Here is a 17,527-nt window from a genome sequence, read left to right on the forward strand (position 1 = left end):
GGCCGGTCGCCCGCATCTGACGGATGCGGACGACCGGCCTGTACCGGACAGATCAGTCTACGTCGGGCTGCGAACTATCGCGCGTTGAAGTATTTGGCCTCGGGGTGGTGGAGGACGATGGCGTCGGTGGACTGCTCGGGATGGAGCTGGAACTCCTCGGACAGCTTCACCCCGATCCGCTCGGGCCGCAGCAGCTCGGCGATCTTGGCGCGGTCGGCCAGGTCCGGGCAGGCCCCGTACCCCAGCGAGAACCGGGCTCCGCGGTACTTCAGGGCGAACATGTCCTCGATCGCGTCGGGGTCGTCGCCGGCGAAACCGAGCTCGGCGCGGACCCGGGCGTGCCAGTACTCGGCCAGCGCCTCGGCCAGCTGCACCGACAGGCCGTGCAGCTCCAGGTAGTCGCGGTAGGCGTCCGCGGCGAACAGCTCCGCGGTGGCCTGGCCGATGCGGGAGCCGACGGTGACCACCTGCAGGCCCACCACGTCCGTCTGGCCGGACTCCCTGGGGCGGAAGAAGTCCGCCAGGCACAGCCGGCGCCCGCGGCGCTGGCGGGGAAAGGTGAACCGGCACCGCTCGGATCCGTCCTCGGCCAGCACCACCAGATCCTCGCCCTCGGCGTGGCAGGGGAAGTAGCCGTAGACCACCGCGGCCTCCAGCAGGTTCTCGGTGTGCAGCCGCTCCAGCCAGCCCCGCAGCCTCGGGCGGCCCTCGCGCTCGACCAGCTCCTCGTAGCCGGGCCCGTCCCCGGTGCGCGGCGCCTTCAGCCCCCACTGGCCCTTGAACAGCGCGCCCTCGTCCAGCCAGGACGCGTACTCCTTCAACGGAATGCCCTTGACCACCCGCGTGCCGAGGAACGGCGGGGCGGGCACCGGGTTGTCGACCGCCACGTCCGAACGCACCGGGCCGGCCTCGGCCGGCTCGGCGACCTGGACGGCCGCCGCCTTGACCCGGCGCTGCTTGAGCTCCGGCAGCTTCGCGCCCGGCACCCCGCGCTTGACGCCCATCAGCGCGTCCATCAGCCGCAGCCCCTCGAAGGCGTCCCGGGCATAGCGGACCTCCCCGTCGTAGAGGGCGTGCAGATCCTGCTCGACGTAGGCGCGGGTCAGCGCGGCCCCGCCCAGGATCACCGGATACCTCGCGGCCAGACCGCGGGCGTTGAGCTCCTGCAGGTTCTCCTTCATGATCACGGTGGACTTCACCAGCAGCCCGGACATGCCGATCACATCCGCCCGGTGCTCCTCGGCCGCCTCCACGATCGCCGCCACCGGCTGCTTGATCCCGAGGTTGACCACGGTGTAGCCGTTGTTGGACAGGATGATGTCGACCAGGTTCTTGCCGATGTCGTGCACGTCTCCGCGCACCGTGGCCAGCACGATCGTGCCCTTGCCCTCCTCGCCCTCGACCTTCTCCATGTGGGGCTCCAGATAGGCCACGGCCGTCTTCATCACCTCGGCCGACTGCAACACGAACGGCAGCTGCATCTGCCCGGAGCCGAACAGCTCCCCGACCACCTTCATGCCCGCCAGCAGGGTGTCGTTGACGATGTCCAGCGCCGGACGCTCGGCCAGCGCCTCATCCAGATCCTTCTCCAGGCCGTTCCGCTCCCCGTCGATGATCCGCCGCTTGAGCCGCTCCTCCAGCGGAAGCGCCGCCAGCTCCTCGGCCCGGGATGCCTGCACACTCCTGGTGTCCACGCCCTCGAACAGCGACAGGAACCGCTGCAGCGGGTCGTAGCCCTCCGCCCGCCGGTCGTAGATCAGATCCAGCGCCACCTGGACCTGCTCGTCCGGGATCCGCACGATGGGCAGGATCTTGGAGGCGTGGACGATCGCCGAGTCCAGGCCGGCCTTGACGCACTCATGCAGGAAGACGGAGTTGAGCACCATCCGCGCGGCCGGGTTCAGACCGAAGGAGATGTTCGACAGCCCCAGCGTGGTCTGCACGGCCGGATGCCGCCGCTTGAGCTCACCGATCGCCTCGATGGTGGCCACCCCGTCCCGCCGGGACTCCTCGGTGCCGGTGCAGATGGTGAACGTCAGACAGTCGATGAGGATGTCCTCCTCCCGAATGCCCCACCTTCCCGTCAGATCCGCGATCAGCCGCTCGGCGACGGCCACCTTGTGCTCCGCGGTGCGGGCCTGCCCGTCCTCGTCGATGGTCAGCGCGATCAGCGCCGCACCATGCTCCCGGGCCAGCGCCGTGATCCGCGCGAACCGGGAGGTGGGCCCGTCGCCGTCCTCGTAGTTCACACTGTTGATCACCGCACGGCCGCCCAGCTTCTCCAGCCCCGCCGCGATGACGGCCGGCTCGGTGGAGTCCAGCACGATCGGCAGCGTGGAGGCCGTCGCCAGCCGCCCGGCCAGCTCGGCCATGTCCGCCACACCGTCACGCCCGACATAGTCCACGCACAGATCCAGCATGTGCGCGCCCTCGCGGATCTGCTCCCGCGCGATCTCCACGCAGTCCTCCCACCGCCCTTCCAGCATGGCGGTGCGGAACTTCTTCGACCCGTTGGCGTTGGTGCGCTCCCCGATCGCCAGATACGAGGTGTCCTGCCGGAACGGCACCGCCTGGTACAGCGACGCCGCCCCCGGCTCCGGCCGCACCTCCCGCCCCGCCGGCGCCGCCCCACGCACCCGCTCGACCACCTGCCGCAGATGCTCCGGCGTCGTCCCGCAGCACCCGCCCACCAGCGACAGCCCGTACTCGGCCACGAACGACTCCTGCGCATCCGCCAGCTCGCCCGGCGTGAGCGGATAGCGCGCACCGTCGGCGGTCAGCTCCGGCAGCCCCGCGTTCGGCATACAGGACAGCGGAACGCGGGAGTGACGGGCCAGATACCGCAGGTGCTCGCTCATCTCCGCCGGACCGGTGGCGCAGTTCAGCCCGATCATGTCGATGCCCAGCGGCTCCAGCGCCGTCAGCGCCGCCCCGATCTCACTGCCCAGCAGCATCGTGCCGGTGGTCTCCACCGTCACCGAGCAGATCACCGGCACCGACCACCCGGCCGCGTCCAGCGCCCGGCGCGCCCCCAGCACCGCCGCCTTGGTCTGCAGCAGGTCCTGGGTGGTCTCCACCAGCAGCGCGTCCGCCCCGCCCGCCAGCAGACCCTCGGCATTGCGCTGATAGGCGTCCCGCAGCGTGCGGTACTCGACATGGCCGAGGGTGGGCAGCTTGGTGCCCGGCCCCATCGCCCCCAGCACCCACCGCTGCCGCCCCGTGCGCTGCGTGAAGGCGTCGGCCACCTCCCGCGCCACCCGGGCCCCGGCCTCGGACAGCTCCCACACCCGGTCGGCGATGTCGTACTCCGCCAGCGCCGCGTGGTTGGCACCGAAGGTGTTGGTCTCCACACAGTCCACACCCACCGCCAGATACGCCTCGTGCACCGAGGCCACGATGTCGGGGCGGGTGACGTTGAGGACCTCGTTGCAGCCCTCCAGCCGCTGGAAGTCCTCCAGCGACGGATCGGCCGCCTGCAGCATCGTGCCCATCGCCCCGTCCGCCACCACCACCCGCGAGGACAACGCCTCACGCAGGGCGTCGGCGCGGGGGGTCTTCGACGTGCCGGCAAGGGCGGGTCCGGCGGTCGGCGTCGGGTCGAGGTCGTGCGGGGTCGGCGAAGCTGCCATGGAAGGGCTCCCAGAGATGCGACGGCTGTCGGCTTTGCGTCTTCCATCGGGAAGCGCACCCGGCCAGGGTATCTGTCGGCACCGTGAGAGCCGCAGGTGTTCCGAGGCGTGGACTTCGGGCATCGGACGGCTACCGCGGCATCGGCATGATCCGATAGCGTTCGGCATTGTCGAATGCCGTCTTCCGGCCCACCGAGAGAAGCGAACAGAGGAGAGGTGCGCGATGGCCCGGACCATCCAGTCGCTGGAGCGGGCGGCGGCGGTGCTGCGACTGCTCGCCGGAGGCGAGCGGCGCCTCGGGCTGTCCGACATCGCCTCCACCCTGGGCCTGGCCAAGGGCACCGCCCACGGCCTGCTGCGCACCCTCCAGCAGGAGGGCTTCGTCGAGCAGGACCCCGCCTCGGGCAGGTACCAGCTGGGTGCGGAGCTGCTGCGGCTGGGCAACAGCTACCTGGACGTCCACGAGCTGCGGGCCCGCGCCCTGGTGTGGACCGACGACCTGGCCCGTTCCAGCGGAGAGAGCGTCTACCTGGGGGTGCTCCACCAGCAGGGCGTGCTGATCGTGCACCACGTCTTCCGCCCCGACGACAGCCGGCAGGTACTGGAGGTGGGTGCGATGCAGCCACTGCACAGCACCGCGCTGGGCAAGGTGCTGGCGGCGTACGACCCGGTGGCCCACAGCGAGGCGATGGACTCCGGGCGCGAGGCGCTGACCGCGCACACGATCACCGATCCGGAGCCGTTCGAGGAGGTCCTGGAGCTGACCCGGTCCCGCGGCTGGGCCGCCGACGTCGAGGAGACCTGGGAGGGGGTCGCCTCCATCGCCGCCCCCGTGCACGACCGGCGGCGGATGCCGGTGGGCGCCGTGGCCGTCACCGGCGCGGTGGAGCGGGTGTGCGCGGACGGGGAGATACAGCCGCGGCTGGTGGCGGCCGTACGGGACTGCGCGCGGGCGGTCTCGCGCGACCTGGGCGCGGGCCGTTTCTGACCCGTCGCTCCCCACGTCGTTCCGCCCGCACCGGCCCGCCCCGTTCGTACCGGCCCGTCGACACCGGAAGTCCGTTCATCTACTTGGCACATTATTTGTTCGATTCGGAACTCCGCCCGGTTCGGAGCGGTCACCCATGGGCAGTGTCCGGGGGCGCCCCGCACCCAACCTCGCCCACCCGGTCCCGTCCGGTCGCTTTCGCACGGTTTCGGCCGTGTGACCCGTGCCCGCCGTCACGATCCGCCGCCCACGCCCTTGACGAGATGTTCGACTGAGGTAAAACTGCCGTTCGGCGGTCGACAATGTCGAACAGCGAACGGAACTCGGTCCGCCTCCCCCACTTCTTCCATCTGGCTCCCTCCGGACAAGAGCAAAGGAGTCGCGGGTGTCCAGCTCCGACATATTCCTGGGCGAGGTCATCGGCACCGCCGTCCTGATCCTGCTGGGTGGCGGCGTCTGCGCCGCCGTCACGCTCAGAAGATCCAAGGCCGCCGGCGCCGGCTGGGTCGCCATCACCTTCGGCTGGGGATTCGCCGTCCTCACCGCCGCCTACATCTCCCTGGGCCTCTCCGGCGCCCACCTCAACCCGGCGGTCACCGTGGGCATCGCCGTGCAGAGCGGGGAGTGGGGCAAGGTGCCCGTCTACTTCGCCGGCCAGCTGCTCGGCGCCATGGCCGGCGCCGCCCTGGTGTGGATCTCCTACTACGGCCAGTTCCTGGCGCATCTGACCGACCGCGAGGTCGTCGGCGGCCCCGGCGCCCAGACCACGGCCGCCGCCGACCGGCAGCGCTCCGACGCTCCCGGCCCGGTGCTCGGGATCTTCTCCACCGCCCCCGAGATCCGCAGCCCTGTGCAGAACACGGCCACCGAGGCCATCGCCACCGCCGTACTGGTCCTGGCCATCCTCACCCAGGGCCTCACCGAGGGGCTGGCCCTGTCCGGCACCGGCGTCCTCGTCACCGCCCTGGTCGTCGTCGGCATCGGCCTCTCCCTGGGCGGCCCGACCGGATACGCGATCAACCCCGCCCGCGACCTCGGACCGCGCATCGTGCACGCCCTGCTCCCACTGCCCAACAAGGGCGGGTCCGACTGGGGCTACGCCTGGGTCCCGGTGGCGGGCCCCCTGCTGGGCGGAGCGCTCGCGGGCCTCCTCTACCGGCTCGCGTTCGCCTGACGTCCTCCCCGCCCCCACTCCCCTCGATCCCCCGGCGCCATCCCGCCGCCCATCCTTGGAGCACCCCGACATGAGCGACATCCGCCGCGAGTTCATCGCCGCCATCGACCAGGGCACCACCTCCAGCCGCTGCATCGTCTTCGACCGGGACGGCCGCATCGTCTCGGTCGGCCAGAAGGAGCACGAGCAGATCTTCCCCGAGCCCGGCCGGGTCGAGCACGACGCCGCCGAGATCTGGGCCAACGTCCAGGAGGTGATCGCCGAGGCCCTGGACAGGGCGGGCATCACGCGCGAGGACGTACGGGCACTGGGCATCACCAACCAGCGCGAGACGACGCTGCTGTGGGACAGGGCCACCGGCGAGCCGGTGCACAACGCCATCGTCTGGCAGGACACCCGCACCGACGCGCTCTGCCGGGAACTGGGCCGCAACGTCGGACAGGACCGCTTCCGCCGCGAGACCGGCCTGCCGCTCGCCTCCTACTTCGCGGGCCCGAAGATCCGCTGGCTGCTGGACAACGTCGAAGGGCTGCGCGAACGCGCCGAGGCCGGCGAGATCCTCTTCGGCACGATGGACTCCTGGGTGATCTGGAACCTCACCGGTGGTACGGACGGCGGCGTGCACGTCACGGACGTCACCAACGCCTCCCGCACCCTGCTGATGAATCTGCGCACCCTGGACTGGGACCCGCGCATCTGCGAGTCCATCGGCGTGCCCATGGCGGTGCTGCCCGAGATCCGCTCCTCAGCCGAGGTCTACGGCGAGGCCCGCGGAGCACTGGCGGGCGTGCCGGTGGCCTCCGCGCTGGGCGACCAGCAGGCCGCGCTGTTCGGCCAGACCTGCTTCTCGCCGGGCGAGGCCAAGTCGACGTACGGAACCGGTACGTTCCTGCTGCTCAACACCGGCTCCGAGGCCGTCAACTCCTACAACGGCCTGCTGACCACCGTCGGGTACCGCATCGGCGACCAGGACCCGGTGTACGCGCTGGAGGGATCGATCGCGGTCACCGGTTCGCTGGTTCAGTGGATGCGCGACCAGATGGGCCTGATCAACAGCGCCGCCGAGATCGAGACGCTGGCCAGCTCGGTCGAGGACAACGGCGGCGCCTACTTCGTCCCCGCCTTCTCCGGGCTGTTCGCCCCCTACTGGCGCTCCGACGCCCGGGGCGTCATAGCGGGCCTGACCCGCTACGTCACCAAGGCGCACATCGCCCGCGCGGTGCTGGAGGCGACGGCCTGGCAGACCCGCGAGATCGTCGACGCGATGGAGAAGGACTCCCGCGTCGAGCTGACCGCCCTGAGAGTGGACGGCGGCATGACCAGCAACAACCTGCTGATGCAGTGCATCTCCGATGTCCTGGACGCCCCGGTCGTCCGGCCGATGGTCGCCGAGACCACCTGCCTGGGCGCCGCCTACGCGGCCGGCCTGGCCGTCGGCTTCTGGCCGGACACCGAGGCCCTGCGCGCCAACTGGCGGCGGGCCGCGGAGTGGACGCCCCGGATGGAGGCCGACGTACGCGAACGCGAGTACAAGAACTGGCTCAAGGCCGTGGAACGGACCATGGGCTGGCTCGAAGAGGAGAACTGATCCGTATGAACACCCTCAAAAGCGCCCCCACCCTCGGGGCGCACCCGGCCGCCGGCCCGGACCCGGGCCGTGCCGAGAGGCGGGAGGTGCTGAACGGCGCGGTCTTCGACCTGCTGGTCGTCGGCGGCGGCATCCTGGGGACCTCGGTCGCCTGGCACGCGGCGCAGTCGGGGCTGCGGGTGGCGATGGTGGACGCCGGCGACTTCGCCGGCGCCACCTCCTCCGCCTCCTCCAAGCTGGTCCACGGCGGGCTGCGCTACCTGCAGACCGGCGCGGTGAGGCTGGTCGCCGAGAACCACCACGAGCGGCGGGTGCTGGCCAAGGACGTGGCCCCGCACCTGGTCAACCCGCTCACCTTCCACCTGCCGGTCTACCGGGGCGGCCCGCACGGCGCGGCCAAGCTCGGCGCCGGCGTCTTCGCCTACTCCGCCCTGTCCGCCTTCGGCGACGGGGTGGGCCGGCTGATCTCCCCGGCGAAGGCCGCCGCCGACAACCCGGCGCTGCGCACCGAGGGCCTCAAGGCGGTCGCGGTCTACGGCGACCACCAGATGAACGACTCCCGGGTGGCGGTGATGACCGTCCGCGCCGCCGTGGACTCCGGCTCGGTCGTCCTCAACCACGCCGAGGTCACCGGTCTGCGCTTCACCCACGGCCGGGTCACCGGCGCGGAGCTGAAGGACCGGCTGGACGGCACGGAGTTCAAGGTGGACGCCCGGCTGGTGCTCAACGCCACCGGACCGTGGGTGGACCACCTGCGGCGGATGGAGTACGCGGGCGCGGCGCCCAGCGTCCGGCTGTCCAAGGGCGCGCACCTGGTGCTGAGGCGTACGGCGCCGTGGCGGGCGGCGCTGGCCACGCCCGTCGACAGGTACCGCATCACCTTCGCCCTCCCCTGGGAGGACCACCTGCTGCTGGGCACCACCGACGAGGCCTACGAGGGCGACCCGGCCCAGGTGTCGGCCACCGACGCCGACGTCCGGCAGATCCTGGACGAGGCCGCCTTCTCCGTACGCGACGAGCAGCTCTCGCCGGATCTGGTGACCTACGCCTTCGCGGGCCTGCGGGTGCTGCCCGGCGGTCCGGGCGGTGTGGAGTCGGCCAGGCGGGAGACGGTCCTCACCGAGGGCCGCGGCGGGATGCTCTCGGTCGCGGGCGGCAAGTGGACCACCTACCGGCACATCGGCCGCACCGTCCTGCGGAAGCTGGCGGCGCTGCCGGGCACCGCGCGGACGGGTTTCGCCGAGGACGCCGTGCCGGTCTCCGAGCTGGTGCGGCGGGTGCCGCTGCCGGGGGTGGCCAATCCGGACGCGGTCGCCCACCGGCTGCTGGTGGACCGCGAGCCGGGCACCCGGCTCGACCCGCTGACCGCCAGGCACCTGGCGACCCACTACGGGGCGCTGGCGTTCGACATCGCCCGCCTGGTGCACGAGGACCCGGCGCTGGGCCAGCGCGTCCATCCGGACGCCCCGGAGATCTGGGCGCAGGTCGTCTACGCCCGCGACCGTGAGTGGGCCGCGACGGCGGACGACGTGCTGCGCCGCCGCACCACGCTGACCGTCCGCGGTCTGGACACCGAGGAGGTCCGCGCCAAGGTCGCGAAGGTGCTGGAGGGGCGCCGGTCCTGATCCCCGCGCCCCGGTGCTCCGCGGGCCCGTACGGCGCGGCCTGCCGCCCGCCGTACGGGCCCGCGCGCCGTGGTGGCTGCGGCGGTATCCGGACGGATCACCGCCGCACGGCCCGGGAAGGAGTGCCATGGCTGCGGCGCGGGCACGGTCACGCCGTAGGCTGGGCCCGCACGGTAATGGAACGTCAGCCGGTACGGAGCGAGTGCTCCGGTCGGCCGGAAGGAGGCACTGGGTGATCGAGCTCGAGGGAGTTCCCGAGCTGGTCGACCCGGTCATGGTGGCCGCGTTCGAAGGCTGGAACGACGCCGGTGACGCCGCCTCCGCCGCGGTCGCGCATCTGGAGCGGGAGTGGAAGGGCGAGGTGTTCGCGGCGCTGGACGCCGAGGACTACTACGACTTCCAGGTCAACCGCCCCCAGGTGTGGCTGGAGGGCGGTGTGCGCAGGATCACCTGGCCGACGACCCGCCTGTCGGTGGTACGGGTCGGCGACGCCGACGGCCGGGGCCGCGCCCGTGATCTGGTGCTGGTGCGCGGTATCGAGCCGAGCATGCGCTGGAGGTCCTTCTGCAACGAGATCCTGGGGTTCGCCCACGAGCTGGGCGTGGAGATGGTCGTCGTGCTCGGCGCGCTGCTCGGGGACACCCCGCACACCCGGCCGGTCCCGGTCACGGGCGTCACCTCCGACCCGGACCTGGCCCGCACGATGGATCTGGAGGAGTCCCGGTACGAGGGCCCCACCGGCATCGTCGGCATCCTCCAGGAGGCGTGCGGCCACGCGGGCGTACCGGCGGTGAGCCTGTGGGCCGCGGTGCCGCACTACGTCTCGCAGCCGCCCAACCCGAAGGCGACCCTCTCCCTGCTCAACCGTCTGGAGGACCTGCTGGACGTGCGGATCCCGCTGGGCGAGCTGCCGGAGGACGCCCGGGCCTGGCAGCTGGGCGTGGACCAGCTCGCCGCCGAGGACAGTGAGGTGGCCGAGTACGTGCAGTCGCTGGAGGAGGCCCGGGACACCGCGGAGCTGCCGGAGGCGTCGGGCGAGGCGATCGCCAAGGAGTTCGAGCGCTATCTGCGGCGGCGGGACGGCCAGCCCGGCGGCCACGCCGGGGGCGGTACGGCCGCCGAGGGCGGTACGTATCTGCGCGACACCTCGGCCGGGGGGCGCACCCGTCCGGCCAGGTCGCCGGAGCCGCCGGAGGGCGGCCCGGAGCACGGTACGCAGGGCCCCGAGGACGGGGGCGGCGGCCCGGAGGGCGGCTCGGAAGGCGGGGACGGCGGAGAGGGCGGCCCTCAGGGCCCGGAGAAGAGCGGCTGAGCGGACAGCGCACGGCGGCACGGTACGAGGCGTCGGAGGCGCCCGCCGTTCGGCGGGCGCCTCCGACGCCTTCCGTCACGCGGCCGGACGTTCAGAGCGCGACGCCCAGCAGGGCGTCCACGGCCCGTGACACCAGGCCGGGCGCGCCGGTGTCCGTACCGCCCTCCGCGTTCTGGCGCTCGGCCCAGCGGTCGACCGCGGCCAGCGCGGCGGGGGCGTCGAGGTCGTCGGCGAGGGCGGCGCGGATCTCCTCCACCAGCGCGTCGGCCGGCGGACCGTCGGGCCGGGAGACGGCCGCCCGCCAGCGCCCGAGCCGGGCCACCGCCTCGTCGAGGACGGCGTCCGTCCACTCCCAGTCGGCGCGGTAGTGGTGGGCCAGCAGGGCCAGGCGGATGGCGGCCGGGTCGGTGCCGTCGCGGCGCAGCGCGCTGACGAAGACCAGGTTCCCCTTGGACTTGGACATCTTCTCGCCGTGGAGGGCGACCATCCCGGCGTGGACGTAGGCGCGGGCGAAGGGGTGCTGACCGGTGAGCGCCTGCGCGTGCGAGGCGCCCATCTCGTGGTGGGGGAAGGCCAGGTCGGAGCCGCCGCCCTGGACGTCGAAGCCCATGCCCAGGTGGTCCAGGGCGATGGCGACGCACTCGACGTGCCAGCCGGGGCGGCCGGGGCCGAGCGAGCCGCCGTCCCAGGAGGGCTCGCCCTCGCGGGCGGCCATCCACAGCAGCGGGTCGAGCGGGTTCTTCTTGCCGGGGCGGTCCGGGTCGCCGCCGCGCTCGGCCGACAGGTGCCGCATCGTCTCGGCGTCCAGACCGGAGACCTCGCCGAAGTGGGGGTCGGCGGCGACGGAGAAGTAGACGTCGCCGTCGAGGTCGTAGGCGGCGCCGGTCTCCCGCAGCCGCTCGATGACGGGGACGATCCCGGGTATGGACTCCACGGCCCCGATGTAGTGCCTGGGCGGAAGCATCCGCAGGGCGGTCATGTCCTCGCGGAAGAGGGCCGTCTCGCGCTCGGCCAGCGCCGTCCAGTCCTCACCGGTGGCGACGGCCCGCTCCAGCAGCGGGTCGTCGATGTCGGTGACGTTCTGCACGTAGTGGACCTGCCGCTTGGTGTCGAGCCACACGCGCTGCACGAGGTCGAACGCGTTGTAGGTCGCCGCGTGCCCGATGTGGGTCGCGTCGTACGGCGTGATGCCGCAGACGTAGATGCGGGCGACGGGACCGGGGGCGAGGGTCACCCGTCCGCCGGTCGCGGTGTCGTGGAGGCTGAGGTCTCGGCCCTGACCTGGCAGGGCGGGCACCTCGGAAGCGGGCCAGGCATGCATGGTCATGAGCGTAACCGGCACGCTGTGCCCTCCACGAACGGGATGCGCTCAATGGCCTGAACCGGATGCCGCGGCCAGTGTGGCCCGCTTGACGGGGCGTCGCCGGTCCGATCTCCGCACGGGCGGCCGGGCGGAGGGACGGACCGGACAGAGGGAACGGGCGGACCGGACGGGCGGATCAGACGGGCGGCCAGGGGATCGCGGGCCAGTCGCCGCCGGGCAGCGGGTGGCGGCCGGCTGCGATCAGGGCGTCGGTCCGCTTGCGCAGGGCGTCCAGCTCGGCGGGAGTGATCAGTTCGGTCAGCCGGGTGGCGAGCGGCCCGCCGCCGGCCAGTGCGGCGGACAGGCCGCGCAGCGCTTCCAGCGCCTCCCCGGGCAGCGGCTCGCCCGCCCAGCCCCACAGCAGGGTGCGCAGCTTGTCGTCGGTGTGGAAGGTCACACCGTGGTCGATGCCGTACAGCTCCCCGTCCGCGCCGGTCAGCAGGTGCCCGCCCTTGCGGTCGGCGTTGTTGATCACCGCGTCCAGGACGGCCAGCCGGCGCAGGCGGGGATCGTCGGCGTGCACCAGCAGCGCGGTGCGGTCCCCGCCCGCGCCGACCGGGACGACGGGTTTCCAGCCCGGCCCCGGCTCCCCCTCCTCCACGAGCGCGAGCAGTTCCGCGGTGGCGGGCCCGCCACCGCCTTCCGGCTCCTCCCGCCCGTCCTGCTCGTGTGCCCCGTCCTGTTCCTGTGTTCCGTGCGGCTCCTGCGCCCCGTCCGGTCGGGGCCCGATCCACAGCTGGCACATGCCCTCGCCGTACGGGCCGTCGCGCAGCACGGTCGGCGGCACCAGATGCCAGCCCAGGGCCTCGCAGACCTCGTAGGCGGCCACCTCGCGCCGGGCGAGACAGCCGTCGGGGAAGTCCCACAGCGGGCGCTCCCCGCGCACCGGTTTGTAGACGCAGGGCACCTCCCGCCCGCCGTCCCCGCCCGCCTCGGCGACCGTGCAGTACAGCACCGTGTTGGAGGCGCCGCCGAGGCGTCCGCGCACCGTCAGCTCACCGCGGGCCAGCAGTTCGGCCGGCGGTGCGCCGCCGAGGTCCGCCTCCGGCCTCACAGGCCGCGGCGGTATCCGTTCTGGCGCGGGCATACGTGTCCCTCCGGGTCGAGCGGCAGACTGCACAGCGGGCACGGCGGCCGGCCGGCCTTGACGACCTCCATGGCGCGTTTGGCGAAGGCCCGGGCCATGGTGCCGCTGATCCTCACGCGCAGCACCGGCGGGCCGTTCTCGTCGTCCCTCAGCAGCCTCTCCTCGGCCTCGGCCAGGTCCTCGTCGGAGTCGGCCTCGATCTCGACGAGGGCCTGCGCCTCCACGATCACGCACTCGTCCTCGCCGTCCCAGGCCAGCGCCATGGTGCCGACCCGGAACTCCTCCTCCACCGGAGTCCGCAGAGGGGCGTTGTCGGCCGTCTCGGCGGGCGCGACGGCCGGGACCGGGGCGCTGCCGCCGGTACGCCGCACGACCTCGTCCAGGAGTTCGTCTATGCGCTCGGCCAACGCCTCGACCTGCGCCTTCTCCAGGGCGACGCTGGTGGTGCGGCCGGCCGCGGACGCCTGGAGGAAGAACGTCCGGCGGCCAGGCAGCCCGACCGTGCCGGCCACGAAGCGTTCCGGGGGGTCGTAGAGGAACACCTGACGGGACACGTTCCTGCTCCATCGGTCGACTGCTGGGACACTGGCACCCTACTGCGCCCGGCGATCACCGTGCCGACCACCGCACCCGCCACCGTGTCAGGCGCCGCCCCCGACGACCGCCCCGCCGTCGCCGCCCGCCTGCGGCGTGCCGTGCGCGGCGTCCGCCTCGCGCGGGGCGAGCGAGGCGAGGTCGCCGGTGTCGCCCAGCCGCAGCAGGAAGGGGCGCAACGGGGTGTAGCGGATGGCGGTGACCGAGCAGGGCTCGACGTGGAGGCGCTGGAAGAGGTCCAGATGCATGCCGAGGGCGTCGGCGACCAGCGACTTGATGATGTCGCCGTGCGAGCACACCAGATAGGTGGCGTCCGGCCCGTGCTCCCGCTCGATCCGCTCGTTCCACTCCCGCACGGCCTCCACCGCCCGGGCCTGCATACCGCGCATCGTCTCGCCGCCGGGGAAGGCCGCGGCCGAGGGGTGCTGCTGGACGGTGGCCATCAGCGGCTCCTCGTTCAGCTCGGCGAGCTTGCGGCCGGTCCAGTCGCCGTAGTCGCACTCGCCGACGCGCTCCTCGGTATGCAGCGGCAGATCCGGCCTGGCGGCGGCCAGCGGCGCCAGGGTCTGTCGGCAGCGCTCCAGCGGGCTGTGGACGGCGGCGGCCAGCGGGAGCGCCGCCAGGCGCGCGGGGAGGGCGGCGGCCTGGGCGGCGCCGAGCTCGTCCAGCTCGACGCCGGGGGTGCGCCCGGCCAGCAGTCCGGAGGTGTTGGCGGTGGACCGGCCGTGCCGGACGAGGAGCAGCGTGGGCATGGCAGCCAGCGTAGGCGAGGGCGGCGGGACCGAGTAGGGGCGGGGCCCGGAGGCCGGCCGGGCGGCCGCCGGGCCGGCGGGGGAGAATCGTGGGTGTGATTGTGGACTGTGCGATCTACCGGGACGGGCGCCGCACCGGGGACCCGTCCGGTCTCGCCGAGGCCTTCCGGGCGGCCCGCGTGGACCGCGACGCCTTCGTGTGGATCGGGCTGCACGAGCCCACCGAGGAGGAGTTCGGCCAGGTCTCCCGGGAGTTCGGGCTGCACCCGCTGGCGGTGGAGGACGCCCTGTCGGCCCACCAGCGGCCCAAGCTGGAGGTCTACGAGGACTCGCTGTTCCTGGTGCTCAAGCCGGTGGACTACGACGAGGCGGCCGGCACGGTGGCCACCGGGGAGCTGATGCTGTTCCTCGGCGACTCCTTCGTGGTGTCGGTGCGGCACGGCGCGACCAACCCGCTGGGCTCGGTGCGCGAACGGCTGGAGCGCGACCCGGGGGTGCTGCAGCACGGTCCGACGGCCGTGATGTACGCGGTGAGCGACGCGGTGGTCGACCACTACATGGAGGTGGCCGCCGAGTTGCAGGCCGACCTGGAGGAGCTGGAGGAGGAGGTCTTCACCCCCGGCGGGACCGCGCGCGGCACCACGGCGGGCCGCATCTACGCCTTCAAGCGCCAGGTGCTGGAGTTCCGCCGGGCCACCGGGCCGCTGGCGGAGCCGATGGAGCGGCTGGCGGGCATCGGCGTACCGTTCGTACACGACGACTCGCGCCCGTTCTTCCGCGACGTCAGCGACCATCTGACCCGGGCGAACGAGCAGGTGGAGGCGTTGGACCGGCTGCTGTCGGACATCCTGTCGGCCCACCTGGCGCAGGTGGGCGTCCGGCAGAACGACGACATGCGCAAGATCTCGGCGTGGGCGGCCATGGCGGCGGTGCCCACCATGATCGCCGGGGTGTACGGCATGAACTTCGACCACATGCCCGAGCTGGCCCACCCGCTGGGTTATCCGGGGGTGGTGGTGCTGATGGTCACGGTGAGCGCCGGCCTCTACCGGCTCTTCAAGCGCCGGGGCTGGCTGTAGCCGCGTCCCCGGACGGGGTACGCGTCCCGGTCCCGGGCTCCGCGTCGTTTCCGGACTCCGCGCCGGGCCCGGCGCCCGGGTCGTCCCGCACCGTTTCGCGCCGGGGCCCGGGTTCCGGTCCGGTCCGCATTTCCGACAGTCCAGGCAGCTCGGGCAGCGGGTCCAGGCGCACGGCACGGCGCCGGGCGACCAGCCGCTCGCGGACGTACCGGGCCTGGACACCTCCCTCCAGCACCACCGACCTGGCCATGCTCCAGTCCAGCAGATGACCGGTGCGGGCCAGGACGGCGAGGGCGGCGTCGCGATGGGCACGGGCCTCCGCCAGCGCGTTCTCCCTGAGCACCAGCTCGACGGCGGCGACATGGCCGGCGCGGGCGAAGCCCAGCATCCCCTCCCGGCACCAGGCCAGGTACTCCCGTTCGGCGCAGAAGACCTCCCGGACCGCCTCGCCGACCCCGGGGCGGACAAAGGCGTGCCCGGCAAGACGGGCGAGCCAGGCGGTGGCACGGGCCGAGGCCGCGTGCCCGTGGGCGAGGTGGGCCAGGACGTCCCGCTCGCTCAGTGGCTGCCCGCACCTCATCCGGGCGTGTGCCGTGCAGCTCCCCCGCCGCTCCAGGAGGGCGGCGTGGTCCGCCTCGGGGGGCACCTCGGCCGGTTCCAGACCGCAGGCGGCCAGCAACCCGGTCAGCAGCCGGGCGTGCCGCTCCTGAATCTCGCCGTACCGGGCCATGGCGGGGGCGAGGCCGCGGCGGCCCTGGGGGACGAGGGCGGCGATCCGGCGGTTCTCCCGGCCGTTGCGCGCCTGGGCCGCGACGGCCAGCGAGCACAGCAGCCGGAAGGACGCGTCGTCGTCGAGGACCTCCCGCACCGGGTCCCTTCTGCGCAGCATGGCCCGACACCTTCCGTGGACGTATCCGCAGAGGTCCGAGTCAACCGGTGCGGGCGGGCGGCGGCAACAGCTCACCCCCTCCCCTGCGCCGAACGGACGTGTCCGCCGCGCCGGGCGTAACCCCGGCGGCTCCGCGCCGTTGTGCCGGGGGACGGCCGTGGCGGGGAGGACCCCCGAGCCCCCACCACGGCCGTGGACACGCCCCGGCGCGGGGTGCGACCGGACCGAGCCGTCCGGTCGCACCCCGCGCGGCGTTCACGGCGGGGGCGGGACAGGCGAAAGCGGACGGGGGACGGCCCCTCAGGAGGCGGCCCCGGACCGCTCCAGGGCCTCCACACCGGCCCGCAGCGCGGCGATGCGCTCCTCCAGGGTGAAGCCGGCCGGCGCCAGCGACAGGGTGGTCACCCCGGCCTCGGCGTAGGCCCGCATCCGGTCGGCGATCCGCTCGACGGGGCCGAGCAGCGTGGTGGAGTCGATGAGCTGCCGGGGCACGGCGGCCGCGGCGCCCTCCTTGTCGCCGGACAGGTACCTGTCCTGGATCTCGGCGGCCTCCTTCTCGTACCCCATGCGCCCGGCGAGCCGGTTGTAGAAGTTCTGCCTGCGGCTGCCCATACCGCCGACGTACAGCGCGGTGTACGGGCGGAAGGTGTCGGCCAGGGCGTCGATGTCGTCGCCGACGGCCAGCGGCACGGTGGGCACCACGTCGAAGCCCTCCATGGTCAGGCCCGCCTTCTCGCGTCCGGCCCGCAGGGCGCCGAGCGTGGTCTCCTCGGCGTGCTCGGGGGCGAAGAAGATCAGCAGGGCGCCGTCGGCGATCTCGCCGGTCTGCTCCAGGTTCTTCGGGCCGATGGCGGCGATGTACAGCGGGATCCGCTCGCGGACGGGGTGGACGGTCAGCTTCAGCGGCTTGCCGGGGCCGTCGGGCAGCGGCAGCGTCCAGTGCTCACCGGAGTGGGTCAGCCGCTCGCGGGACATCGCCTTGCGGACGATCTCCACGTACTCGCGGGTGCGGGCGAGCGGCTTGTCGAACCGCACCCCGTACCAGCCCTCGGACACCTGCGGTCCGGAGACGCCCAGACCCAGGCGGAAGCGTCCGCCGGAGAGGGCGTCGAGGGTGGCGGCGGTCATGGCCGTCATGGCGGGGGTGCGGGCGGGGATCTGGAAGATGGCCGAGCCGACGTCGATCCGCTCGGTCTGGGCCGCCACCCAGGCCAGGACGGTGGGGGCGTCCGATCCGTAGGCCTCGGCGGCCCAGCACACGGAGTAGCCCAGCCGGTCGGCCTCCTGGGCGACCGCGAGATTGTCGGCGTCCATCCCGGCGCCCCAGTAACCGAGGTTGATCCCGAGCCTCATCCGCGTCCCCTTACCGATCGGTAACGTGCCCGTCGCCGGGACTCTAGCGCGCGGCCGCAAGTACTCTCAACGCCCGTGACTCCACCCACGCGCA

Annotated in this window: 13 protein-coding genes; 6 read left to right on the top strand and 7 right to left on the bottom strand. The window is 73.1% G+C overall.

All coding sequences use genetic code 11. The features are described 5' to 3' along the window. Positions 1-74: 74 nt before the first annotated feature. Positions 75-3,629 carry a methionine synthase gene (metH, locus tag ACW69E_RS17285; protein ID WP_457499138.1) on the bottom strand — a complete coding sequence of 1,185 codons (3,555 nt, stop codon included), beginning with the start codon at positions 3,627-3,629 and terminating at the stop codon, positions 75-77. Positions 3,630-3,852: 223 nt separating this feature from the next. Here metH and ACW69E_RS17290 point away from each other — a divergent pair, with 223 nt between their 5' ends. The 5 genes from ACW69E_RS17290 to ACW69E_RS17310 all read left to right on the top strand — a co-directional run bounded on the left by ACW69E_RS17290 (position 3,853) and on the right by ACW69E_RS17310 (position 10,316). Continuing rightward, complete coding sequence (locus ACW69E_RS17290) at positions 3,853-4,617, top strand: IclR family transcriptional regulator (RefSeq protein ID WP_457499139.1); 765 nt, start codon at positions 3,853-3,855, stop codon at positions 4,615-4,617. Between the two features lie 385 nt (positions 4,618-5,002). Next, positions 5,003-5,791, top strand: coding sequence for an MIP/aquaporin family protein (locus ACW69E_RS17295; protein ID WP_457499140.1), 789 nt, complete (start codon positions 5,003-5,005; stop codon positions 5,789-5,791). A gap of 70 nt (positions 5,792-5,861) precedes the next feature. Further along, positions 5,862-7,379, top strand: coding sequence for a glycerol kinase GlpK (gene glpK, locus ACW69E_RS17300; RefSeq protein WP_457499141.1), 1,518 nt, complete (start codon positions 5,862-5,864; stop codon positions 7,377-7,379). A gap of 5 nt (positions 7,380-7,384) precedes the next feature. After that, complete coding sequence (locus ACW69E_RS17305; RefSeq protein ID WP_457499142.1) at positions 7,385-9,004, top strand: FAD-dependent oxidoreductase; 1,620 nt, start codon at positions 7,385-7,387, stop codon at positions 9,002-9,004. Positions 9,005-9,236: 232 nt separating this feature from the next. Then, a complete protein-coding gene (locus tag ACW69E_RS17310) occupies positions 9,237-10,316 on the top strand; it encodes a PAC2 family protein (protein ID WP_457499143.1) in 1,080 nt (359 codons plus the stop codon). A gap of 91 nt (positions 10,317-10,407) precedes the next feature. Here the strand turns inward: ACW69E_RS17310 and mshC are convergent, their stop codons facing one another. The 4 genes from mshC to ACW69E_RS17330 all read right to left on the bottom strand — a co-directional run bounded on the left by mshC (position 10,408) and on the right by ACW69E_RS17330 (position 14,112). Continuing rightward, on the bottom strand, positions 10,408-11,637 hold the full coding sequence (gene mshC, locus ACW69E_RS17315) for a cysteine--1-D-myo-inosityl 2-amino-2-deoxy-alpha-D-glucopyranoside ligase (RefSeq protein WP_457499144.1): 1,230 nt from the start codon (positions 11,635-11,637) through the stop codon (positions 10,408-10,410). Between the two features lie 178 nt (positions 11,638-11,815). Next, positions 11,816-12,766, bottom strand: a complete 951-nt coding sequence (locus ACW69E_RS17320) for an SCO1664 family protein (protein ID WP_457499145.1) — start codon at positions 12,764-12,766, stop codon at positions 11,816-11,818. Next, positions 12,730-13,320, bottom strand: coding sequence for a DUF3090 domain-containing protein (locus ACW69E_RS17325; RefSeq protein WP_237881809.1), 591 nt, complete (start codon positions 13,318-13,320; stop codon positions 12,730-12,732). Before ACW69E_RS17325 ends, ACW69E_RS17320 begins: the two co-directional genes overlap by 37 nt. An 87-nt stretch (positions 13,321-13,407) precedes the next feature. Beyond that, complete coding sequence (locus ACW69E_RS17330) at positions 13,408-14,112, bottom strand: histidine phosphatase family protein (protein ID WP_457499146.1); 705 nt, start codon at positions 14,110-14,112, stop codon at positions 13,408-13,410. An 86-nt stretch (positions 14,113-14,198) separates the two neighbouring features. Here ACW69E_RS17330 and corA point away from each other — a divergent pair, with 86 nt between their 5' ends. Further along, entirely contained in the window at positions 14,199-15,191 is a 993-nt protein-coding gene (gene corA, locus ACW69E_RS17335; RefSeq protein WP_457499155.1) for a magnesium/cobalt transporter CorA, read from the top strand. Here the strand turns inward: corA and ACW69E_RS17340 are convergent. Next, on the bottom strand, positions 15,169-16,080 hold the full coding sequence (locus tag ACW69E_RS17340; RefSeq protein WP_457499147.1) for a ferritin-like domain-containing protein: 912 nt from the start codon (positions 16,078-16,080) through the stop codon (positions 15,169-15,171). The two genes, corA and ACW69E_RS17340, sit on opposite strands and share 23 nt — an antisense overlap. A gap of 300 nt (positions 16,081-16,380) precedes the next feature. Beyond that, positions 16,381-17,433, bottom strand: a complete 1,053-nt coding sequence (locus ACW69E_RS17345) for an LLM class F420-dependent oxidoreductase (protein WP_457499148.1) — start codon at positions 17,431-17,433, stop codon at positions 16,381-16,383. Positions 17,434-17,527: the final 94 nt, after the last annotated feature.

The sequence above is a fragment of the Streptomyces sp. SS8 genome (assembly GCF_054072955.1).